The following is a 22,468-nucleotide window of genomic DNA, read 5'->3' as shown; positions in this document are numbered from 1 at the left end:
AGAGATTCCTGATCGGAGCCTATATAATGCGCGCCGGGAATCTGCCGGGACCTACTTTGACTCTGGTCTGTCCAACCGACAGACGTATCCCTCAGGCCTGGCCCGTAGGCCGCCGTACACATATCGCCAAGGATGAAGCACTCAGCTTCATTTCTACCAGGAGTCACGAATGTTGGAGTTACTCAGAAGCCTTTGGAGTTACCGGGGCTTCGTTTTTTCATCCATACGTAATGAGTTTTCCGCCCGTTTCGCGCGCAGCCGGTTGGGCGGCCTCTGGATGATCATCAACCCATTGGCTCAGGTAGCCATCTACGCTCTCGTGCTCTCCAATGTACTGGCAGCCAAGCTGCCGGGCATCGAAAACAAATACGCTTACGCCCTGTATTTGATGTCGGGCATGCTGGCGTGGAGCCTCTTTGCCGAAATCATCGGCCGCTGTCTCACGTTGTTCATCGACCAAGGCAACTTGATGAAGAAGATGCGGTTCCCGCGGATTACCTTGCCGGTGATCGTGGTTGGATCGTGCCTGCTCAACTATCTGCTGCTATTCGTCGCGCTGCTGGCCGTGTTTGCCTTGCTGGGTCAGTGGCCGCATCTCCAAATGCTTTGGCTCATCCCGCTGACCGTTGCCGTTACTGCATTGGCGGTCGGCATTGGTCTGGTCCTGGGCGTGCTGAACGTTTTTGTTCGCGACGTGGGTCAAGTCATTCCTATTCTGCTTCAGGTCTGGTTCTGGTTTACGCCGGTGGTTTACCCGGCAAACATCATTCCGGACCGCTTCAGAGCCTACATGGACATGAATCCCATGTACCCGATTGTCACCGCGTATCACGACATTCTGGTCTACGCCAAGACCCCTGATGTCACTCAGATTGGAATCACAATTGTCATCTCCCTTGCTCTGCTTTTGCTGGGGTTGTTTATGTTTCGCCGTGCCGCGCCAGAAATGGTGGACGTACTATGAGTCTTCTTACCGTCAGTAACCTTGGGAAGGCTTATCGCGTCTATGCCTCCGAATTCCAGCGCATAGGTCGCTGGTTTGGCATCCCGACCAAACCGAGTGAAGAGCACTGGGTGCTCAAACACATCAGTTTTGCTATCCAGCCTGGAGAGGCGATAGGCATCGTCGGTCAGAACGGCGCGGGCAAATCGACGCTGTTGAAAATGATCACCGGCACCCTTCAGCCCACCGAAGGCAGCGTTCAGGTCAATGGACGGATTGCGGCCATTCTGGAACTGGGCATGGGATTCAGCTCCGATCTCTCGGGCCGTCAGAACGTCTTCCACGCGGCTGGCCTCATGGGATTCAGTGCAGAGCAGATCGCCGATGTCATCGACGACATCGAGGCGTTCGCCGAAATCGGAGAGTACTTCGACGAGCCTGTCAGGACGTATTCCAGCGGTATGCAGATGCGTGTGGCGTTCGCGGTCGCGACGGCGATTAGGCCAGACATCCTGATCGTGGACGAAGCGCTGTCGGTGGGCGATAGCTACTTCCAGCACAAAAGTTTTGATCGGATCCGCGAATTTCAGGCACAGGGGACGACGTTGCTGATCGTTTCTCACGATCGCGGTTCGATACAGGCGCTGTGCAATCGCGCCATCCTTCTGGAGAAAGGGACAGTCATCAAGGATGGACGGCCAGAAGAAGTCATGGACTTCTATAACGCCTTGATTGCCGAGAAGGAAAACGCGACGGTACAACTTCGGGAGCTGGAAGACGGCTCGATCCAGACGCGCTCCGGCAGCGGCGAAGCAACCATCGCCTCCGTTACCTTGCACAACGCCGCGGGTGATCCGATCGAATACGTGTCGGTTGGCGAAAATGTCTCGCTGCGCATCAGTACGAAAGTAAACAGCGCGATTCCCGAGCTGGTGGTGGGCTACCTGATCAAAGACAGGCTGGGCCAACCAGTATTCGGAACCAATACCCATCATCTGGGCTGCAAGACCCAGGCACTCGAAGCTGGTGAAACGGTTAGTTACTCATTCAACTTTGCCGCGAATCTCGGCGTCGGGTCTTATTCCGTCGCCGTGGCCCTGCACACAACGGATAGTCATATCGCACGTAACTATGAGTGGGTGGACCTGACGCTGGTGTTTACCGTGGTCAATATTTCGCAAAGCGAGTTTGTCGGCTTGGCCTGGATGCCGCCGACAGTGGAGAGCTACTGATGGATGATCGTTTTTACCGGGCTTTCGAGGACCGGTACCGCGGTTCCAGAGAACTGATTTCACAACGGCTTGAGATATATCTGCCGTTTTTATTCCCCCTGAAAGCGATATATCAGGACTTGCCCGTCCTTGATCTCGGCTGTGGACGTGGTGAATGGCTTGAGCTGCTCGGCCGCGAAGGCTATGCACCTTCGGGCGTCGATCTCGACGACGGGATGCTTGAGGCATGTGGTGTGCTGGGGTTGCCAGCCAGGAAGGACGACGCGCTTGGCGCATTGCGAAGTTTGCCCGACAACAGCCTTATCGCCGTTACAGGGTTTCATATCGCCGAGCACATTCCGTTTCCGGTGCTGCAGGAGCTGGTGGCCGAAGCCTTGAGAGTGCTGCGTCCTGCCGGCCTGTTGATTCTTGAGACGCCAAACGCCGAAAGCGTGGTGGTGGGCACCAACAGCTTCTACCTTGACCCCACCCATGAACGGCCGTTGCCCAATCTCTTGCTGTCCTTCCTGACAGAACACACGGGGTTCACCCGATCAAAGATCGTGCGCCTTCAGGAGTCGCCCGAGCTGCGTGACGAAAACAGCCCGCTGGGCGTTTGGGAAGTGCTGTCCGGTACAAGCCCTGACTATGCCGTCGTCGCTCAAAAGCAGGCTCAGCCAGAACTGCTTGCCTCGTTCAACTCTGTGTTCGATGAAGCCTATGGTGTGCCGCTTGACCAACTCGCGGTTCGCTACGATCAGGCTCTGGAGCGACGTTTTTCCGGACTAGAGGGTGATATGGCGATAAGTCTTGCCGACAATCGAAGCATGATGGACAGCTACGTGAATGCAATGGAGACCGTAAAAAGTCTGCAGGCCGAACAGTTGCGACTTATGCAAGAACGCTGCGCGGATAGCATTGCAAAAGCCAGTGCCGATGCCTCTTCCAAAGTACGCGACGCCAATGCCAAAGTGTCCGAGGCCATCGCCAGAGCGAATGCGTTGCAAGTTGAGCTCAACTCCTCGCTGTCCAATGCCCATAACTGGTACGTGCGCGCCACTGGGTACGAAGAACAACTTATCGCCATTCGCAAAAGCACCTCCTGGCGCATTACCGCGCCACTGCGCTTTCTGGTCCGCGCACTGTTGTGGCCGTTCCGGTCCACTCGATCAACTTCAAGGCAGTTCCTTGGCGAGGGCGTGGTACATGCCCAGCTCTGGCTGGCGCGCAGACCCGCCATACAGCGCCCATTGATGTCGGTTTTAAAACGCACGCCCTGGTTGACCGCAAAGCTGCGCACGTTATATCGCAGTAGCGTCAACCTCGACCCGGCTCCGGTCGAGAGCGATCCGCTGCATGGCGTAATCGACCATGCACCATTGACCCAGCGGGGCCGAGCTATCGAGGCTGCCCTTCGTGACGCCATGACAAAGGGCCGGAATTAATGCGTATCGTAATTGACCTGCAGGGTGCTCAGACCGAGAGCAGATTTCGCGGGATTGGCCGCTACAGCTTGTCTCTGGCACAAGGCATCGTACGTAATCGCGGCGAGCACGAAGTGTATCTGGTGCTCAATGGCATGCTTAGCGAGAGCATTGACACCATACGCGCTGCTTTCATCGGCCTGTTGCCGCAAAGTCATATCCGTGTCTGGTACGCCCAGGGTCCCGTGTTTGATCACGATCCGGCTAATAACGCGCGAAAAGAGATTGCAGCGCAGATCCGTCAAGCCTGCATTGATGAACTTCAGCCGGACATCGTGCATGTCACCAGTGCCGTAGAGGGCTATGGCGATGACGCAGTCATTGGCGCCCCGAATACCGAAGGGCGCGCGTTGGTCAGTGCGACGCTTTATGACCTGATTCCTCTGGTCAGCCCCAAGCAATACCTCGACGGTAACCCGGGATATAAAAAGCATTACCTGGAGAAAGTTGAGGCGTTCAAGAATTACCAATTGCTGCTTTCAATCTCTGATTTTGCGAGAGAGGAAGCCTTGTCGCTGCTACCTCTGGATGCGGCAAGCATCGTCAACGTGTCTACTGCCGCGGACGACATCTTCCGGCCCGTTTCGTTAAGCCTGGACGAACGTCATGCGCTCAATGAGCAGTTTGGTTTGCACGACAAGTTTGTGCTTTATTCCGGCGGCGCGGATGAGCGCAAAAACCTGCCCCAGTTGATTGAGGCCTTCGCCATCACCAAGGCCGAGGTGCGTGACGTTCAGCTGGTGTTGGCAGGAAAGATGCCGTTGGGGCACATCATGCAATACCGCTCCGTGGCCGAAAAACATGGCTTGGGGCCTACCGACCTGATTTTCACCGGTTACATCACCGATCAGGAACTGGTTGCGCTGTACAACGCTTGCACGGTCTATGTGTTTCCGTCCTGGCATGAAGGTTTTGGCCTGCCCCCGCTTGAAGCGATGAAGTGCGGTGCCCCGGTCATCGGCGCCAATACTTCCAGCGTGCCGGAGGTCATTGGCCGTGAAGACGCGACCTTTGACCCGTTCGACGTGCGCGCGATTCACGCGAAGCTTCACGAAGTGTTGGTTGATGACTCGTTCCGCGCGGCGTTGGCTGCTCACGGTCTTGAACGCGCCGAGCACTTCTCGTGGGACATCACCGGCAAAGCCGCAGTGTCGGCGTTTGAACAGGCGGTGAATAACGCCCGCAACCCTGCAGAACTGTCGAATGAAGAACTCCCGGCGGTCGACAACGCCCAGGCACTGATCAATTCATTGGTCAAGACAGGTCACTTGCACAGCGGTGCTGTCGACATCGAACGTCTCGCCAAGGCCATCGACTACTCGCTGCAGGCGCCGGCGGACAAGCCAACTCTGTTCGTGGATATCTCCGAACTGTGCAAACACGACGGGAAAAGCGGAATTCAGCGAGTGGTGCGCAGCATCTTGCTGGAGTGGCTGACCAACCCTCCAGAAGGCTATGTCATCAAGCCTGTCTACACCAAAGCGGGCGAGCCCTTTTATAGGTACGCAGCGCAATTCACCACGATGTTTCTCGGCAAAGAGTCTGCCGAGGCCGAACAGGACGAAGCCATCAGCTATGCAGCCGGAGACATTTATTTGTGTCTGGATCTGCTCATGGATGTCTTGCCGCACAAACAGGCCTATCTCGACACAATGCGCGCTCACGGCGTCAGCATTTTCTTCGTCGTCTACGACTTGCTTATCCTGCAACTTCCACACTGCTTCGTTGAAAGCCTGCAGGCGCATTACGAGAAATGGATTCGTGCTGTCGCCCAATATGACGGAGCCATGTGCATTTCTCAGGCGGTGGCGGATGAGTTGCGTGAATGGCTGGCGAGCAATGCCTCGCCTCGCGCTCGCCCGTTTCGCATAGGCGCATTCCACTTGGGGGCGGATATCGATCAGTCGATGCCGTCCACCGGTCTGCCTGAGAACCCGGCACTGCGGATTGAGTCCCTTGAGCCGAACCCGAATTTCCTCATGGTCGGTACTCTCGAACCTCGTAAGGGTCACGCACAGACGCTGGATGCTTTCGAGCTGCTGTGGGCATCCGGTGTTCAGGCAAACCTCATCATCGTTGGCAAGCATGGCTGGCTGGTGGACGAGTTGGCGTCACGGCTTGTGAGTCATCCCGAACTGGGCCGGCGATTGCTCTGGCTCGAGGGCGTGAGCGACGAATACCTGGAGCACCTCTACAACCGATGCGATTGCCTGGTGGCGGCGTCCTATGGCGAAGGTTTTGGTCTGCCATTGATTGAGGCCGCCCAGTACAAGCTTGCGATCGTCGCACGGGACCTTCCGGTCTTCCGTGAGGTGGCAGGAGAGTTCGCCTGGTACTTCGCTGGCGAAACCGCACAGGACATTGCCGACAGTCTGACCCAATGGCTGAAACTGTATGAGCACAAGCAGCATCCGCAATCCGGAGAAATGCCCTGGCTGACCTGGAAGGGAAGCGCACAGCAACTGATTGGCGAGATCAATAAGTGCGCGTTCTAACGCGTCAGTCAACACACAGCATAATCTTTGGGGCGTTTTGAATATGGGTTTCAAGTTTGAATCAACCGGGAGGGCCGGGTTCGCCGTGGCCCTGGCCATCGGGCTGCTTTTCGTCTGGCGATATTTCCCTCCAGGCTTCGTTGCGGGCACCTCGTCCTACTGGTCGACAGAAGTGGATGACGTCACCCAATACTTCGCAGGCTTCAACGCGTTTTTCAGCGCGCCGTTTCACTTTCCACTGTTGGCATTCGACGGCATCAACTACCCGCAAGGGACTCGCGCCACGTTTGTCGATGCGATACCTCTTTATGCACTGCTGTTGAAGATCCTGGTGCCTGCCAGCTACGCCCCTTTCAACCCGTTCGGCGTATGGGTGGCGTTGGCATTTGTGGGCCAGGCGCTGTGCGGTTGGTGGATACTGCGAGAACTGCAAATCAAGTCCTGGCTGGCATTACTGGCGATGACCGTTTGCCTGTTGACCTTTCCAGCGTTAACAACGCGATTGGGCCATATCTCTCTGATGTCGCACTGGATGATTCTGAGCGCCCTGGCCCTCTACATCCGCTGCAGGAGGACAGACGAGCCGCAACGTTTGGGCTGGTCGCTTCTGCTGGTCGCCGGTTTCTACATCAATATTTATTTGTTCGTAATGGCGAGCGCCATTTACGTGGTGAGTTGCCTGTACAACCGTGCAAGGTTCCAGCCGGTCGAAATAGCCAAGGCGCTGATCCCCTTTTTGATCATCGGTGTGAGCCTGTTCCTGACCATCTTCCCGCTTGAGCGCGTCGAAGTAAGCCCTGAAACCGGATTCGGTATCTACTCCATGAATCTGCTATCACCGTTCAATGGTGGGCATTTTCTGAAATTCCCCGATCCTGAGATGCCTGGCCAGTATGAAGGTTTTAACTACTTAGGCCTCGGGATCATTCTTGCGTACATGCTCAGTGTCGTCCTCAACCGAAGCGCTGTGGTGGGTGGTTTTGCCAAGCACAGAGCGTTGACCTGGTTGATGGTTTTGTTTGCGCTATATGCTTTGTCCAATATCGTTTACTACGGCACCCATCAACTGGTGACGATCAATTATCCGTCCTTCATGGACAGGATCACCTCGCAGTTACGCGCCTCCGGTCGATTCTTTTGGCCAGTCGGCTACTGCGTGATCATCTTTGCGATCGCTACGCTGTACAACCGGCTGGGCAAGATCCTGTTCGGGGGGGCTATGATCTTGCTCATCCTGCTGCAGGTGTTGGACTTGTCAGATCTGCGCCACCGTCTTGTCGATACGGCCAAGCGCCCGGCATCTCCGGTACTGACCCAGGCTGCATGGGATCAGCAGGCTAATGGCGACGTTAAATATCTCTATTTCTTCCCTAAATTCCGCTGTGGCCAATCTGAGCTTACATTATCAACGTTGATGCCGACGATGCGTTATGCGGTCGTGCACAACATCAAGATCAACACTGGCTACGTGGCCCGCTCAAATACGAATTGCAGCGTGGAGAGCACCAAGGCAGAGATTGCTTCGTCGTCGATGGACCAATCTCTCTACGTATTCGTAAAAGGCGATATCCCGCAAATTGAGCAAGTCAAAGCCCTGTTTCCTGCCGGCCAAAATCCGACCTGTAAAGAGATAGACTTCGCCTACATTTGCCGTCTTAACCAATCAGGGCATGAACCGCAATGACCGACTCGATAAAACGCAAGATTTCGCTGGTGTCTCCTTTTTATAACGAAGAAAAAGGCGTTCAGGCTTTTTTCGACCGGATCAACGAGGTATTCACACCGCTGTCTGAGCGATACGAGTTGGAGGTGATCGCCATCAACGATGGCAGTCGGGACAACACCTACGCGGAACTGGTGAAGGCCAAGGCCACCAACGACTATTTAACGGTTGTCGATCTGTCGCGAAATTTCGGTAAAGAAGCTGCCATTTCAGCAGGGCTGGATTTCGCAACGGGCGATGCAGTTGTCCCTATCGATTCAGACCTGCAGCATCCACCAGAGCTGGTTCTCGAGTTCGTCAGAAAGTGGGAAGAGGGCGCAGAAGTCGTCTTGGCAAAGCGAGTGGACCGGGAGACCGACCGTCCCATCCAGAAGCTCACGGCCAACTATTTCTACAAGCTGCACAATCGCATTTCGGATATCGACATCCCGGCGGATGTTGGGGACTTCCGACTGATGGACCGGAAGGTCGTCGAGGCACTTAAGACCTTGCCTGAGACGCGTCGATTCATGAAGGGCCTGTTCGCCTGGGTGGGCTTTCGTACCACTACGGTGGAGTACAAGGTTGCGCCCCGTGAGCATGGCACTACTAGCTTCAATACCTGGAAGCTGTGGAACTTCGCCCTGGAAGGGATCACCAGCTTCAGCTCTGCGCCCCTCAGAATATGGACGTACCTGGGCTGCGCGGTGTCGGCGCTGTCTTTTGTCTATGCGGCTTATCTGCTGATAAAAACCATATTCTTCGGCGCGGATACTCCGGGCTACGCATCGATCATGATCACCGTACTGTTCGCCAGCGGCGTCCAGTTGATAGGCATTGGTGTATTGGGCGAATACGTTGGCAGGATCTTCGCGGAGTCGAAGAAGAGGCCCGTCTACATCGTTCGCGATGTGATCAAGTAACTCGCATGATCATTCCTGCGCGATATCACGAATTCATACGCTTCGGCTTGGTCGGTGTGGCGAACACGGCAGTACACGCCGGAATCGTCATTGCCCTGATGGAGGCGTTCGCGCCTCCGGCCTTCGTGGCAAACGGGATAGCGTTTGTATTCGCGAACTTGATGTCCTACGCGCTCAACAGCCGATTCACTTTTCGAACGCCGGTCAGTTTCGCCGGGTACCGTCGGTTCCTGGCAGTTTCCCTGGTCTCGCTCGCTTTGACGCTGCTGATTACTTCTGCAGTGGAGTATGCCGGTTGGCATTACGGGATTGGCTTGGTGATGGTGATTCTCGTAGTTCCGGTACTGAACTACCTGGTCATGAAAATGTGGGCCTTTGCCCCCAGCCATTGAGATGCTCTGCGCTGCGATTTTGATGAGGGAAGAGCTTCAGAACGAAGCCCCTCAGGATCGGCGTTTCCTGAACGCGTGATGCAACGACCCGTTCAGGAACCCGCGACGAGTCACGCGGGTACGGCCTGCCTCACCAGGGGTATCTTTTGCATGACGTACACCAGAGCGGCGCTCAGTACAAAGATCGCCAGCGCTGTGATCGGAATAGCAATCCATGGATTGGCGAATCGGTAGTCCATGCCGTTCAAGTCTAGCCAGAACATCACTAGCACATGAACCAGATAGATACCGAAATTCAGCTTGCCGGCATTGGCCAGGAAATTCTTCACCTTCTCACTGTTCTGGAAAAGTCTGGTCATAAGCGCCCGTAAGAGGACAAACGAAGAAATTGCCCCTATAACAACGAACGGCGAAGAATAGATATAGAAGGTTTCGTCTGCGCGGCCCAGCTTAATGGAATGCTGCCAGGTGAACACCGCAGTGGCAGCGGCGCACAGGGCCCAGACTGCAGCAGCTAGGGCGACAGGCGCTCGTTTCCAGTCAAGCTGGTTGTAAAGCATCCAGCCGGCGACGATATAGCCGGCATACAGGGGAAGGAAATTAAACTCGACCCCGATGTAAGTTTTTTGAGTCAGCGCGTAAAGCATGGGGGCGATGCAGCTGCCGAAGAAGCAACCGGCGAGGGCCAGATACTGCGCACTCCTGTCCTGGATCTTGCAGAAGCCAACCATGACAGGAAGAAATATATATACGCCAATCAACGTATACAAATACCAGAGGTGAGGGGCGACTGGCGTTCGAAGGGTAGTGCGAATCCAGTGTGGAAACTCGGTTCCTGTGTAGCGAAACCATGAGAGGTAAATCATGGACCACACAAAAAGCGGGACTGCAATCCGCCATGCTCGTTTGAGGCTGGTCCTGGCGCTGGTTTCTTTACTCAGCAACAGCGCGCCCGACACCATGAAAAACAACGGTACAGCGCCCCGTGAAATGCTGTCGTAGAAATTGATTGCCCACCAATGTTCGCCCATGGAGGGGAAGCCTTTCGCCGAAACATGGATCAGAATCACCATGTAAATAGCGATGAAGCGTATGCCGTCGAGCGTGAAGTCGCGTTCTTTTACTTTTTTATCCGAAACCACCGAGCTCAAATTATCACCCCGTCCTAACCTGTCCATGCTTAAGTACTGCGCGCTTTTCCTGTCAGAAATTTCCTACGCGGGGCAAGGATAATGCAAAGGTTCGATGGTTTGTTGCAATTCTTGGCAGGCCTGCGGGACTGAGCGGCGTGTGGATGCAGGCGAGTCGTAGAAGAACCAAATACGATGTCGTGCTGACCGGCCCCATAGGGCGACTTACGGTATTACGGAGTTGGCTTTTGAAGGCGCCGAGACATATGCGGAGCGTATGCCGCCGTAGATAGGCGGACGCAGGAAGTTACTTCAATGAGTTCCGCGTGAGAGCGATACTGGGTCGAAAGCCCCCGCAATGATTAGCGGCAAGCTGAGTGCGCAGCGAAAGGATAGGTGGTGATGAGCAGGTGCTGGAGCACGCTGCCGAGTGTCGAGGGTGGAATCCCTGAGAGTCAGGTTGATGACCAATCCAGAGAGGAATGGTCATCACCTTGCTTAAGCGTGTAGCGGTGAAGCGCTAACAAACACCGAGATGGTTTTAAGCACCCGCGCGACCGTAGACATCCTCGAAGCGAACGATATCGTCCTCACCCAGGTAATCACCGCTCTGGACTTCAATCAGTACCAGATCGATCACGCCTGGATTGCTCAGGCGATGCCTGTGACCGGCTCGGATGAAGGTCGATTCATTGGTGTTGAGCATCAGCTCCTGATCATCGTTGACCACGACCGCCATGCCGCTCACCACAATCCAGTGTTCACTGCGGTGGTGGTGCATCTGCAGGGACAGAGAGGCTTTCGGCTTGACCACGATGCGCTTGATCTTGAAACGCTCACCGTTCTCGAGCGTGGTGTATGTACCCCACGGGCGATGAACCGTCTGGTGCAACTGGTGAAGCGTGTGCCCGGATTTTTTCAGCTGAGTGACGATATGTTTCACGTCCTGAGCATGATCCTTGTGCGCAATCAGCAGGGCGTCTGCGGTATCAATCACAAGCAGATCTTCAACGCCAACCAGCGCGGTGAGACGCTCTTCGCTGTGGACGTAGTTATTGCGAGCGCCGTGAGCAAGCACTTCACCTTCACAGCGATTGCCGTGGTCGTCCTGAGGGGTCAACTCGCTCACCGCGTTCCACGAGCCAATGTCGCTCCAGCCAATGTCGCAAGGAACAGTGGCGACGCGATCAGAGCGTTCCATCAAGGCGTAGTCGATGGAGATATCCGGCACCTTGGCGAACGAGTCCGCGTCCAGTGCCAGGCAGTGGTAGCCCGCCGACTGGGTCAAGCGAGAGCTTGCAATCGACTCGACTGCCGCGTCCAGAACGTCAGGTGCGTGTTTGGCGAGTTCTTCGAGGACGGTGCCCACTTTGAAGCAGAACATGCCCGAGTTCCAAAAGTAGTTGCCGGCGGCAACGTACGTCTCGGCGGTCTTGAGGTCCGGCTTTTCAACGAAGCGGGAGACTTTCAAGCCGCCTGCCTCGCCTGCGGAGCCACCGGCCTCGATATAGCCGAAGCCTGTCTCGGGGTATTGCGGCTGAATGCCGAAGGTGACCAACCAGCCCTTTTCGGAAAGGCGCACCGCGTTTTCAACGGCTGCCGCGAACGCGCGCTCATTCTGAATCAGGTGATCGGCGGCCAGGACCAGCATGTGGGCGTCAGCGCCATTGAGTTCTTTGATCTGCAGCGCCGCCATTGCAACGGCAGCGGCGGTGTTGCGGCCGAACGGCTCAAGAATGAAAGCTTGAGCCAGCTCCGCCTTGTTAACGGTCCGGTATTCGTCTTCGGTTTTGAAGAGCAGCTCACGGTTGGTGACAGTGAGGATTTGCGAAACGCCTTCCAGTGCCGCGGCCCGGAGGAACGTCTTCTGGATCAAATTCTGGCCGTCGGGAAGCGTCATGAACGGCTTCGGATGGGCCTCGCGGGACACGGGCCACAGCCGGCTGCCTACGCCGCCTGACAAAATTACGGGTATTAAATCCATTTCTGGCTATCCTCACTCATACAAAATGCTGTCAGACGGAATATGCCGCTCAGGGAAGTCATCCAGCTCTCAAATCCATCATACAAACGCTAACGAGCGAAGAGGGTGCAGGTTGAGGGAAGCCAAGACGAGGTGAAGGAGCGGCTGCGGTCGCAAGATTACCAGAGAACAGGAATTCGCCCAAAGCCAAGGTTATCGTGCAAAGGCGTCTTTTCAGCGTGCGGCCTTGCGGATGACGACTCCCATGTCCGCATTGGTACGGTCGGGCTCGAACGCCCATGGGATCAGCGGTTCGACATGGCACACGACATGGACGTATCGCCACCAGCTTCACGGATGGACCTGAGTTGTGTTCTACTGGCGTTCGAAGACGACGAGTCCCTATGTCGTCAGATTTGAATTAGGCGCAGACGGCTCATCTGATGCAATGTCATGAAGAAAGTGTTGTTAAGAACCTAATTGCAGATGAAGTGGGCTTCAGGATCGTCCACTACAGACACGCGATAAAGTCGAAGAAACTTATAATCACCTTTGATGCGCACGGGCATGATCTTCGTGACGCTGGATTTGCTACAGATGTCTGTATTGAAGCGGGCTTTGATCATATCTTCGTATCCCATCTTCTGCACAGTCAGTATCAGCTTTTAAGCCTGGACGCGTTTAAGGGTTTTGTTGAACCTTTGCTCGAAGGTTATGAGGTCTATACCTACGGCTCAAGCTTGGGAGGTTACTGCGCAATCTATTATGCTGGTGGGATTGATGCCCGAGCGATTGCTTTAAGTCCAAGGAATTCGGCTCATCCGTCGATAAACGATGAGTTCTTTGCACATGTGAAGTTTGCCCATTTAGATATTGCCGAGACGAAGCGATCCAGATTTGCGCCCATTGTGGTCTTCGATCCAATGCAAACCGTAGATCGCGAATTTATTCGTCGTTATATCGTGCCGGCTTATCCGGAAGTTCGCCTGCAGGAAATGAATTACGCAGGTCACTTGATCGCAGAGGCATTGCTAGAAGTCGGCCTGTTAAAAGAGTTTTTCCTCAGTATTGTTAATAACGACGCCTTAATGTCAGTGGACTTTAGTCAGTACGAAAGTTCCTACTGGTGTGCGGAAATTGCGTACGAGGAGATAAAGTATGAAAACCCCATGCTGGCTGCCTCTTATTTGTTGAGGTCGCTTCGCATCAGACATGATCCTGCCCATCTTGACGCGCTTATCAACCTGGTAAGAAAGGAGAGCTTGCCATCTTCATTTTTAAGTGGGGTTCTTGATCCCTATGTGGATGCGATCAGACAAAGCGGGATTTTTGATGAGAACTGGTATCTCGCATTTTATGAAGACGTTGCAAGTGACCCGGCTTTTTCACAGGACCCGCTTGCTCACTATCTATTGCATGGCGGATACGAGGGTCGAAATCCGTGCGCGGATTTTAATTCGGCCGCTTATTTGAATGCCTTCCAAGATGTTCGCGACTCCGGCATAAATCCTCTTCTGCACTACATTCTTTATGGGAGGGCCGAAGACAGATCCTTTTAATGGTTCAGGCTTCGGACCTTCGTCCATCGTAGCGCGAGATTGTCAGCAGCCTGCTAACGTCGAATCGATGGCGAAACCACTCGCTGAAGTGGTCCCGCCTACATCGTCGCCAAGCGTGTTACTCGCCCAAAAACGGAATACGGCCAACACCGCTTACTAAGGCGCCCCACTTATGAATATGTCCCTCATCTAAAGCCGACTCACCACTGAGGACGTCCGCGAATCCTAGCGCTCGCCACTTATCCATAGGATGGAGGATGTGAATAGTTGACAAGCCGAGGTCCCCGGGAATCTGAGAATCCGCGACTACGTTGTCGCCTACATGCACATGGTTTGTGATGCCTTCGTTCTGCAAGTCTGCTTTGATCATGTGCCACATGCTGCCGTTATCTTTACGCTTTTGCTCTTCGCTGGAGACTAGAAGGCGATAGGGTGCGGCGATTCCAGCTTTTCGCAACATAAGGCTCACTTGAGCGCCTGTGTAATAAGAGTCCGAGATGACCCAGAGTATATGGCCGGCAGCTCCTAGGCCGTTGAAGATATCGACCATCTCGTTTTTGGATTGGATCAAATCCAGGTCGAGTTCGAACTCCCGTCGCATGAGCCTATCGGCGTACGCTTCGTCAATGTCCAACACTGTGGCGATTTCAGAGTAAATTCCGCTGATTTTTACATCGCCTTGAAAGCTCATTCTCTGACGCAGCGTGAATTCCGCCTTATTTCTCAGAGTGACAAACTCGTGGGCGCTGCTGACCAGGCCTGCCTGCGTAAGCTCTTTTCCAAGTTTTAACTTGGCATGGTCGGACACGGTGTACTTCCGTCTCATCAACGTGTCAAACGCATCGAAGCTAATGTGACTATATGTCTTAAGGTCGTTCTGTACAGACTGCAGTGCATTGTGGTAATTCATCGTAATGAATGACTGGTCTGTGGTGAAAGTGTCCGAGGCAGGGTAGTAAAATAACTGCCGCTGGCCGTTTGCCTCGACAAGTGTTCCTATGACCCGTTCAAGTGCGTGCAAAGATGAGCCGTCGTTAGGTAATGGCTCCGATGGGAAGTCATCGTAAGTCAGTTTAAGGTCGAGCAATTTACCAACGGCGCTAGGCCTCGCCCAGAACATCCCTCCAGCTGGGTAGGCTAGAAAATCACTGGTCTTAGTTTTGATTTCAAACTTTTCAAGCCATTCACTCATGAAACCTTTATTCATCGTCACATGGTTGACCCAAGATGGCATCATCCAGAACGTAGTCGGGTAGTAGAGCCCTATAGTGCTGTCTTCGGCGAATGTATTCAACAGCCTGGTAGTGACAGAGGCGTCGCGGAGTAGGTACTCGGTTAAGTACTCCGCCCACTGATTTTGCTCACGGCCTGAGTACAAGGATTTTTTCGAGTGTAGATGGCAGAAAAGATCGTACTTTGCTAACTGGTCTCCATACTCGACGAGCAGCGGACCAAAATTTCTTCCTTTGTTCGGCACGGGCCGTATCTTCAAATCCTTGACTGCCGGATGAGATGAAAATTGCTTTTTGACAGCGGCCTCAAAACTAGCGCTTGATACCGTTACCAGCACATCTACCGGCATTGGGAAGTTGTCGAGTGCTCGGGCGAATCGCTCGATGTAATCCTCATAGAAAATATGAAGGCAGATTGCGATTTTCAACTTTTTCGCTTTTCCCGTTAGCTGTGTCGTACATTCCACAGTACTCCCGGGTTGCCATTTGATGTGCGCGGGCTGATATTCCCTCCCTTCAGCTTCTCCACACAGCAGGTAGTGAGTCAAAGGACTCATCTGAGCATGGTATACGTCTGAGTACATTCGATGATAAGTTTCATTGTCGAAGCTAGGTGACGGATTAACCGGAGAAAATCTAGACTTATGCAGGTAATCTTTAAATGCCGAAAGTGGCGTAAGGAAGTGAGCGCCATACATTTCCCTGTACCACTCGAAATTGAAAAGCCCTGCCTGCTGAGCCTGTTCGAGCAGGTGAGCGTCGTCGAGATCGCACGCTTCTGGAAGTGTGGCGAACTCAGGCGTGGACACCGGCCGCTTTATACTCGTGGGCTTTGTTTGGCCATAGTTCAGGGTGAAGTGCTTAAGCGGATTGATCTTGTCAAATTGCACTTCTGGATGAAGTCTGCGGTAGTCAGTGAGGTTGAAGTTCTCACTGGTGCTGCGATCTTCTAGATGACCAAATATAATAAAATGCAAAAATGGGTGCACGTTCAGTTTCTGAACGTCTTCGTTGGTTTTTAGGTAATAATCTGTGTCAAAGCAGGGGTGTGGATTAAATCCGATTTTCCACCCTTCCTTGAGATAGTGCGCTATTGGATCGCTGTGCTTTTTGGCGGCGCCATTCAGCTGAGACCTATAGAATATCTTGTCGAACGCCCCACAGGCGTTAATGATCGCTGTCAGGGTCTTAAGTTTCTTTTCTTGGAGCTTATGTTTGGTTTTCATATTGAGTATTCGCTGGATGTGCCGGTAAGTTCAGAAATCTATAGCCCAAAAAGCAACATAGGATTTATCTCCCCACCGCCCGAAAAGTCATCGTCAATGCTAAACAGATGCCTGACAGCCCTCGGTATCGCGCTGGGCGGCGTGGCAAAAGCAGCGTACATAGACTCAATTTCCTCAATCGAATACTCAACGTTAAATCTCAGACTCTCCTCGACCCCTTTTATGGCGCCTTCCAGCACAGCGTCCAAATCTTGGTAAAAGCGTTGAGGGGCCGCAGTTCTGCCATAAAAGAAGTCGATATCGCCGTCCGTTCTGATACGTAGGTCCACTACGCTTCCGTGCGGCGCAGTCATCAGGCTTTCCAGCAGTAAGGATTTCTCCAGCATCACATAGCCTTCTTGCCATTTGGTGTTCTCTCTGAACACCCCAGACATGGAGGCAATGTGATCTTCGACTTTCGTGTCGCCCGCGTCCGTGGCAATAAAATATAAACCCGAGGTGTCCCTTCCGATCATCTCTGTGAGGATTTTTTGTATGGTTCCTGCATAACCGAGGTCAAGCATAAGCGGCTTGGGGCCGTCGGTAAGGCCGACGTTGACCAAGTAGCCTTCCAGCGCAAGTCTGGTGGGGGCGACCACCTCAGCGAGCCTTAAGCTGTGTGGATTTAGCCAGCTTTTGACCTTTTCAGCATCCTCGGGCAATTTCAGGTCGAAACCGAGCAATTCTGCCGGCAGGGCGCTGTAGGCTTCATAAAGCTTGAGCCCGAAGCGTTTAATCATTAAATCCAGAACGGTGCCTTCAAATTTATTTGTCAGCCCTAACTTCCATCCGAGCTCACTGCCAAGCTGGCTGCGAAATAGCACGGTTCTTGATACCTTCAGATACAACGGTTCGTGCTGCAGATCCATCAGGTCACAGTCTTGGAGATGTTTGATCAGCTTGTAAAAGACCCAGCCCTCTCTTGCAAGGCACACCACTCTATGATCATTGGATCTGTCAATCAGTCGTCGAGTGTAGTGATTGAGCATCGGTGATAAAAAACTGTAGCCAAACTCGTATAGCGCTTGATAGGAACTTCTCATATTTTCGCTATTGCTCTGCCATGAACGCTTGATTGATAGACGCCAGCGTATCCGCTGGCTTTGAATGCTTGGAGCGGTCCATGCGTGAAAGATGTTAAAAGCGGCTGAGGTTTCACGCTATCAACATCCCGGCTATCGTTCCGCCAATACCAGGATTTTTGCTGATCATTCATTAAGAAGGTAATCATCCTGTCTGTGAGCCGGTTCGCATGGCAACATATTTAGGAGGCATAGCCAGCCCCCCATAACATCCACTCAGGTAGTCGTTACTCAACCCCGGGTGATAATGCGGATCAACCTGCCCATCCAGCGACCACCGCTCAATAAAACCCTGCTGTTCCCGCTGCGCCCGGGCTCGCTTCTCAGCGCTGATGTCCTTCCCGCGGCTCGCCGATTCAGCATGAATCAACTTGGCAAAAGCAGTCCAGATCACGGTCCGATCGGTTGCCTGAACGCGAAGGCAAAAGTCGACATCGTTGAAGGCAACGGGAAACGCATCTTCGTCCAGGCCACCAACTTCATCAAAAACAGATCTGCGCACCAACAGGCAAGCTGCGGTCACTGCGCTCTGACGACGGGTGATCTGGTTCGTCGCGAGATACCCGGCATCATGTTCTTCCAGGTTGTTACCTGTGTGCGCTGCCAAGCCATTGATGCCCACTACAACGCCGCCATGCTGCACCATGCGGTTGGGCCACAGAAGTTTCGCGCCCACGGCGCCGACCTTTTCACGCAACAGCTGGCTGAGCATTTCCTTCAACCAGCCGGGTTCTATGATTTCGATGTCGTTGTTCACCAGGCCAATGATGTCTCCCGTCGCGTGTTCGACTGCCCGGTTGTTGATCGTCGAGTAGTTGAACGGAAACGGATGCGGCAGCACTTGCACGCCACGCTTCGGCAGCTCACTCAGATAAGTGAGCGTCTCCGGATCGCTTGACTGGTTGTCGACCACGATGATTTCGAGGTCGGGGTAATCCGTGTTATTCAGCAGGCCTTCAATACACGTCCTCAGCAGACCGACCTGATCCCGAGTCGGGACGATCAGGCTGACGCGGGGGAGGGTGGACGGAAGTGGCCAGTGTGCACGCAGCAAGGCTGGAAACCGAGGAACTGCGCTCACCGTTGACCCTGGCGTCAACGCGTCGCAAAGCCAGGCAATGGCGTGCTGACGAGCATCTGACGGCGAAGCCTGTTCCGGGCTCGCCGGCGTCAGGTGATCCCGGTGATAAACCACGTGGGGCAAATGGACAACACGAGCGTTCAGCTTCTCTGTGGCCAGCGCGACGCCGGCGATCAGATGGTCCCAACTGATCGAATGCGACAGGTCGGAAGCTGTCAGGAGAGTCAGCGCTTCATTGACGATTGTGGCGCTGAAGATCGCCCCAGGCGTGAAAATGTCTGCGCCGATGAACAGATCGATGTCCCACACGGGCTTCAGCCACGGAAGGGAGCGCTCACCCTGTGGCCCGTCGCGGTCGCAGTCACCATAACCCCACGCAGCTCCGTCACTAAGCAATTGGCTCAAGTGATCCAGCGCGAAACTGGCCAAGTGGTCGCCGGCCTTGATCGGGACAATGGCTTCGCAACCGGTCTCAAGCAGTTCTTTCAACGCAGACAGCACGTCAGCACTTTGCGTCTCTACGATATGAAAAGGCTGTGAGCCTTGGACGTTCAGGCCTCTGGCGATTGATCCGTCAGAGGCATTGTCACTTTCTGCGATCAGCAGCACGCCGATCTTGACGCCTACCGATCCATCTGACGGGGGAACGTCGCGCTGGAATGCCTCGAACCACTGAGGGTAGTGGTGAAAGCCTGCACTTTTCGGCAGGCGCATTCCATGATCCTTGGCGACCTCGCTGAGCAATGCCAGGGTCTTTTTATCCGGACTCTGTTGCTCGTGATTTCTCAGCAGGCCTTCAAGACCCTCCGGCCAGCAGCACAGGTGTATCGGGCTCCCGGATAGCGGATGGCCGAGGTCGTTTTCGATGTGAAGCACGTGGGGCTTGCCATCGGCCAGTTCCCATGGGAGGTCGAGGGTAAAACCGTGGTTGCTGGTGGCCCGGTAAACCAGTGCCTGGTGGTGTTCCTCGCAAGAAATCTGCGCCAACACGCGATCGTTCTCGCGCGCAATCACCTGAACGTGACGTTGCGGTGCGTCAGGATCCCAGGCCCAGCCACCCAGGCGCAGACCGCCGCTGTGCCAGACTTGCGTGGCAACAGGCAGCGGCGCTTTATTGGGTGCAGCAGGGAGATTTATGTCGCCCGCCAGGCTGTGATCGGTATTCGCGACCCGGGCGCTGATGTGCCGTGCTTCGTCCATCCATCCCTGCCTGAGCTGCACGGTGAACCCGTGGAAGTCATCGCCGGCAATCGCGTCAGGGTAAAACTGATCAGCGCGGGCGAGTGCGACGCAGGCGCCGTCGACAAGAATCTCCACGACCAGCGTCTGTTCCGGCCGCGTGCTGTCAAGCGCCCAGCCTTGAAGCACGTCGCCATACAGTCCGACAATCGCGCCTTGGATCGGGGCGTCAGGCTGTGTTGGATCGCTGAGCGCGAGGGTGGTTAAAACTTCAAGAGACATCAGACTCGGCTCGGGTAAGGGGTAAATGATTTACGGGCAATGCTCCTGCCTCCACGGCGAGCGCGCTCGGGACCGCGTAAAGTCCAACGCCAAGCGAGTCAGCGAGGTCAGGGGCGGTCCAATCGGCGCCAGGGTTTGTGTCCAGGCTGAGCACGCCTTCGCAACCTGCAAGCTGCACGCAGTCTTCGAGTGTCAGGCCGAACAGCAGGGGCAGTGCATGAACCACGCCAGAGGTCAGCAGCGATTTACGCCAAGGGCTGTCGACATGGATCAGCAATTTGATCGGGAGCTGGTCGCGGCGGATGCGTTTGGCGAGTGCCAGCCACTCATTGCCGATGTCTTGATCATGCAGCGCATCGCCAATCAGTAAGCACGAAGGGTGGGATACATGTACGCGTTGAACGTGTTGTCTTGATTCAACGGCCAGTCTGGCACCGGGGAACGCACTGGCGTAATGCGACCGCAGTGCCTGCCACGGCAGATGAATGCTGTTTGCCTGAACCGCAAATGTGGCCCAACTCTCGACGCTTGCATGGCGCAACAGTGCGTCATCGCGGCAGACAACCCGGTACGATTTGTCTAGCCGGGCAGGCAAGGTGCATAGCCAATCAGGTCCGCCCGCGAGATTCTGAAAGATCAATTCGTCTACTGCCAACTTGGCCAGATCGTTGAACAGGTGCTCGGTTTGTGCGGGCAGTTCGTATTCAAGGCTGAATAGCAGCGGCTTCATTTGCGCTTGCAGCGTCACTATCGTGCGCGAGTTCTGGTAGCGCCACGTCATGCTGAGCGGGGCGTCGAATGCGCTCGATTTCCCTATGTGCAGTTGCTTGAGTCCAGGCTCGGGCCAGCTGCGCAGAGGGCTTTCCGCTATCTGCGCCGCCACGTCGTCAAGACGCGCGCGCTGCAGCGCCTGGCGTGCAGGCTTGATGGGATCACGCAGGCAAAAATCGTCAAACCGGGCAGAGGCGTCCGGGTAGCGCCGCCTGAGGATTGCGTTGTTGTGCGCGACGCGCAGGGTCTTCTCTTCACCGAAGGAGATTCCGCCCTGATGCGCGACAAACACGGACGGCGCGCCCATGTGGCGCCAGCCCAGAGCCCGTGCACGCATGCACCAGTCGGTTTCCTCTCCGTAACCTCGTGACAGGCCCACTTCATCGAGGTAGCCGACTTCGTCGATGGCTGCGCGCTTGATATACAGACAAAAGCCGCATCCGGTCTCGATTTCCATCGCCGGGCTGTTGGCAAGCCGAGCCAGATCATCCAGCCGGGTCTGTTCGAGCGCACTGGGCATCGGGTGGCTAAAGCGACTCTCGGGAAAGCTCATCAGCTCTCCGTTGTTGGTAAAAGGCGTCACTGAGGCAATCGACGTGTCGCTGTAGGCGACGTCACGCAAGCGATCAAGCCAGTTGCCGTGAACCCGCGCGTCGGCGTTCAACCAGACGACGTCCTGCCTGGGGCTCAGAGCCATCGCTCGGTTCATGCTGCGAATGAAGCCCAGATTCACCGGATTTTGAACGAGGATGATCTTGCCCTTGGCTGCCAGGACCTTGAGCGCTTTGCGCAGCGCCGCTACCGGGGTCATGTCCTCGATCACCACAAGACGATGAGGCGTGCGGTTCGACTTGCGGGCGTCGATTGCGCTTTGAATGCACGCCAGTGTTTCTTCTAGTCCGTCAAATACTGGAATCAGCACGTCCACTGGCTGCTTCTCGCCCACAGTGGCTGAGGCCGGTGGAGGGCTGAAAACAGGCATCGCATACACCGGACTGCCTTGCAGCGCTTCGCCTGTGGCGAAGCGGACATTTACGGCTGCCATGGCGTTAGGCACTTTAATGCGCACGCCGCCATGGGCTATTGGCAGACCGGCGGCAGCGAGGACGGCACTGGGCGAGTTGGCGACCATTTCAATCTGATGCCCGTTCGCCTCCAGCAGGAGCCGAACAGGATTTTGCAGGTCATGCAGATTGACCGCCCAACCCTGGATCTCCTGCTGGTCAGCCAGGTAACTCACCACCCCGACGCAGCCCGTCAGCTCTTTCTGAGCCGCCAACAGTTTAAGTACGAAAGACAGTTCAGCTGGCGCGGTGATGTCTGGCAATTGCGCGAATATCAGGCGCCTGAGTTTCTCAGGGGGTTCACTTTGACTGCGTGACTGCCAGAGCATCATTCGCAGTGCAGATTCATCAGGGAGTTTTTGCCAGGCACCACTCAGAAAGCGGCTGGCCAGCGCAGGTTGCCCTTGCGCGAGAATGCTGCGACCGAGCAAAGCCTGGACATCAGCGCGTGAGGGAAAGGCATGGGCGGCGTTGCTTAAAAAAACAAATGCAAGCTTGGGGTCCAGGGGCAGCGCATCGATACCTTTCCAGATGCAAGCCTCTGGGTAGTATTCGGGCGTCTGCAATGCGCGCTCAAGTGCTGCAGCGGCGAGTACACACTCATCGGCCTGGCGATGACGGTGAAAAATGTCCATGAGCGTTTCTTGCACACGGTCAGGTGGTCTGGACATAAGCTGGCGTTATCACTTAAAAAATAAAAGAGGGGCGAC

14 protein-coding genes are annotated in these 22,468 nt (G+C 54.9%); 8 read left to right on the top strand and 6 right to left on the bottom strand.

Annotation, left to right across the window (positions count from 1 at the left end):
* Nucleotides 1-169: 169 nt before the first annotated feature.
* The 7 genes from ACQKEN_RS11320 (at nucleotide 170) to ACQKEN_RS11290 (ending at nucleotide 9,150) form a co-directional block, all read left to right on the top strand.
* A complete protein-coding gene (locus ACQKEN_RS11320) occupies nucleotides 170-964 on the top strand; it encodes an ABC transporter permease (RefSeq protein ID WP_108121649.1) in 795 nt (264 codons plus the stop codon).
* Nucleotides 961-2,175 carry an ABC transporter ATP-binding protein gene (locus tag ACQKEN_RS11315; protein ID WP_108121651.1) on the top strand — a complete coding sequence of 405 codons (1,215 nt, stop codon included), beginning with the start codon at nucleotides 961-963 and terminating at the stop codon, nucleotides 2,173-2,175. Before ACQKEN_RS11320 ends, ACQKEN_RS11315 begins: the two co-directional genes overlap by 4 nt.
* The gene (locus ACQKEN_RS11310) at nucleotides 2,175-3,599 is read left to right on the top strand and encodes a methyltransferase domain-containing protein (protein ID WP_427685525.1); all 1,425 of its coding nucleotides are present in this window, start codon (nucleotides 2,175-2,177) and stop codon (nucleotides 3,597-3,599) included. The genes ACQKEN_RS11315 and ACQKEN_RS11310 overlap by 1 nt, the downstream gene beginning before the upstream one ends.
* Nucleotides 3,599-6,133, top strand: coding sequence for a glycosyltransferase family 4 protein (locus ACQKEN_RS11305; RefSeq protein WP_427685524.1), 2,535 nt, complete (start codon nucleotides 3,599-3,601; stop codon nucleotides 6,131-6,133). The genes ACQKEN_RS11310 and ACQKEN_RS11305 overlap by 1 nt, the downstream gene beginning before the upstream one ends.
* An 85-nt stretch (nucleotides 6,134-6,218) precedes the next feature.
* Nucleotides 6,219-7,817, top strand: a complete 1,599-nt coding sequence (locus tag ACQKEN_RS11300) for a DUF6311 domain-containing protein (protein ID WP_427685523.1) — start codon at nucleotides 6,219-6,221, stop codon at nucleotides 7,815-7,817.
* The gene (locus ACQKEN_RS11295; RefSeq protein ID WP_108121659.1) at nucleotides 7,814-8,758 is read left to right on the top strand and encodes a glycosyltransferase family 2 protein; all 945 of its coding nucleotides are present in this window, start codon (nucleotides 7,814-7,816) and stop codon (nucleotides 8,756-8,758) included. The genes ACQKEN_RS11300 and ACQKEN_RS11295 overlap by 4 nt, the downstream gene beginning before the upstream one ends.
* 5 nt (nucleotides 8,759-8,763) lie before the next feature.
* Nucleotides 8,764-9,150, top strand: coding sequence for a GtrA family protein (locus ACQKEN_RS11290; RefSeq protein ID WP_108121661.1), 387 nt, complete (start codon nucleotides 8,764-8,766; stop codon nucleotides 9,148-9,150).
* 110 nt (nucleotides 9,151-9,260) lie between these two features.
* On the opposite strand, the gene ACQKEN_RS11285 is transcribed toward ACQKEN_RS11290, so the two are convergent.
* A complete protein-coding gene (locus ACQKEN_RS11285) occupies nucleotides 9,261-10,292 on the bottom strand; it encodes an acyltransferase (RefSeq protein WP_427685566.1) in 1,032 nt (343 codons plus the stop codon).
* Nucleotides 10,293-10,821: 529 nt separating this feature from the next.
* Nucleotides 10,822-12,264 (bottom strand): mannose-1-phosphate guanylyltransferase/mannose-6-phosphate isomerase, encoded by a 1,443-nt coding sequence (locus tag ACQKEN_RS11280; RefSeq protein ID WP_427685522.1) that lies wholly within the window; start codon nucleotides 12,262-12,264, stop codon nucleotides 10,822-10,824.
* Nucleotides 12,265-12,686: 422 nt separating this feature from the next.
* Between ACQKEN_RS11280 and ACQKEN_RS11275 the strand changes: the two genes are divergently transcribed.
* Nucleotides 12,687-13,802, top strand: a complete 1,116-nt coding sequence (locus ACQKEN_RS11275; protein ID WP_427685521.1) for a hypothetical protein — start codon at nucleotides 12,687-12,689, stop codon at nucleotides 13,800-13,802.
* A gap of 118 nt (nucleotides 13,803-13,920) precedes the next feature.
* Here the strand turns inward: ACQKEN_RS11275 and ACQKEN_RS11270 are convergent, their stop codons facing one another.
* From ACQKEN_RS11270 to ACQKEN_RS11255, 4 genes are all read right to left on the bottom strand, one after another.
* Entirely contained in the window at nucleotides 13,921-16,260 is a 2,340-nt protein-coding gene (locus ACQKEN_RS11270) for a rhamnan synthesis F family protein (RefSeq protein ID WP_427685520.1), read from the bottom strand.
* A gap of 38 nt (nucleotides 16,261-16,298) precedes the next feature.
* Nucleotides 16,299-17,168, bottom strand: coding sequence for an HAD family hydrolase (locus ACQKEN_RS11265; RefSeq protein WP_427685519.1), 870 nt, complete (start codon nucleotides 17,166-17,168; stop codon nucleotides 16,299-16,301).
* A gap of 358 nt (nucleotides 17,169-17,526) precedes the next feature.
* Complete coding sequence (locus tag ACQKEN_RS11260; protein WP_427685518.1) at nucleotides 17,527-19,923, bottom strand: glycosyltransferase family 2 protein; 2,397 nt, start codon at nucleotides 19,921-19,923, stop codon at nucleotides 17,527-17,529.
* Nucleotides 19,913-22,393 (bottom strand): glycosyltransferase family 2 protein, encoded by a 2,481-nt coding sequence (locus ACQKEN_RS11255; protein ID WP_427685517.1) that lies wholly within the window; start codon nucleotides 22,391-22,393, stop codon nucleotides 19,913-19,915. Before ACQKEN_RS11255 ends, ACQKEN_RS11260 begins: the two co-directional genes overlap by 11 nt.
* Between the last annotated feature and the right edge of the window lie 75 nt (nucleotides 22,394-22,468).

The sequence above is a fragment of the Pseudomonas sp. NPDC078416 genome (assembly GCF_050268485.1).
GTDB lineage: Bacteria > Pseudomonadota > Gammaproteobacteria > Pseudomonadales > Pseudomonadaceae > Aquipseudomonas.
The sequence above is the reverse complement of the archived record's forward strand: the minus strand, read 5'-3'. Positions and strand labels throughout refer to the sequence as shown.

Excerpts from the sequence above, each read along its gene's own strand:
- ACQKEN_RS11320 (WP_108121649.1), top strand. The coding sequence starts at position 170 with ATGTTGGAGTTACTCAGAAGCCTTTGGAGTTACCGGGGCTTCGTTTTT.
- ACQKEN_RS11315 (WP_108121651.1), top strand. The coding sequence starts at position 961 with ATGAGTCTTCTTACCGTCAGTAACCTTGGGAAGGCTTATCGCGTCTAT.
- ACQKEN_RS11310 (WP_427685525.1), top strand. The coding sequence starts at position 2,175 with ATGGATGATCGTTTTTACCGGGCTTTCGAGGACCGGTACCGCGGTTCC.
- ACQKEN_RS11305 (WP_427685524.1), top strand. The coding sequence starts at position 3,599 with ATGCGTATCGTAATTGACCTGCAGGGTGCTCAGACCGAGAGCAGATTT.
- ACQKEN_RS11295 (WP_108121659.1), top strand. The coding sequence starts at position 7,814 with ATGACCGACTCGATAAAACGCAAGATTTCGCTGGTGTCTCCTTTTTAT.
- ACQKEN_RS11290 (WP_108121661.1), top strand. The coding sequence starts at position 8,764 with ATGATCATTCCTGCGCGATATCACGAATTCATACGCTTCGGCTTGGTC.
- ACQKEN_RS11280 (WP_427685522.1), bottom strand. The coding sequence starts at position 12,264 with ATGGATTTAATACCCGTAATTTTGTCAGGCGGCGTAGGCAGCCGGCTG.
- ACQKEN_RS11275 (WP_427685521.1), top strand. The coding sequence starts at position 12,687 with ATGCAATGTCATGAAGAAAGTGTTGTTAAGAACCTAATTGCAGATGAA.
- ACQKEN_RS11270 (WP_427685520.1), bottom strand. The coding sequence starts at position 16,260 with ATGAAAACCAAACATAAGCTCCAAGAAAAGAAACTTAAGACCCTGACA.
- ACQKEN_RS11265 (WP_427685519.1), bottom strand. The coding sequence starts at position 17,168 with ATGGATCTGCAGCACGAACCGTTGTATCTGAAGGTATCAAGAACCGTG.
- ACQKEN_RS11260 (WP_427685518.1), bottom strand. The coding sequence starts at position 19,923 with ATGTCTCTTGAAGTTTTAACCACCCTCGCGCTCAGCGATCCAACACAG.
- ACQKEN_RS11255 (WP_427685517.1), bottom strand. The coding sequence starts at position 22,393 with ATGGACATTTTTCACCGTCATCGCCAGGCCGATGAGTGTGTACTCGCC.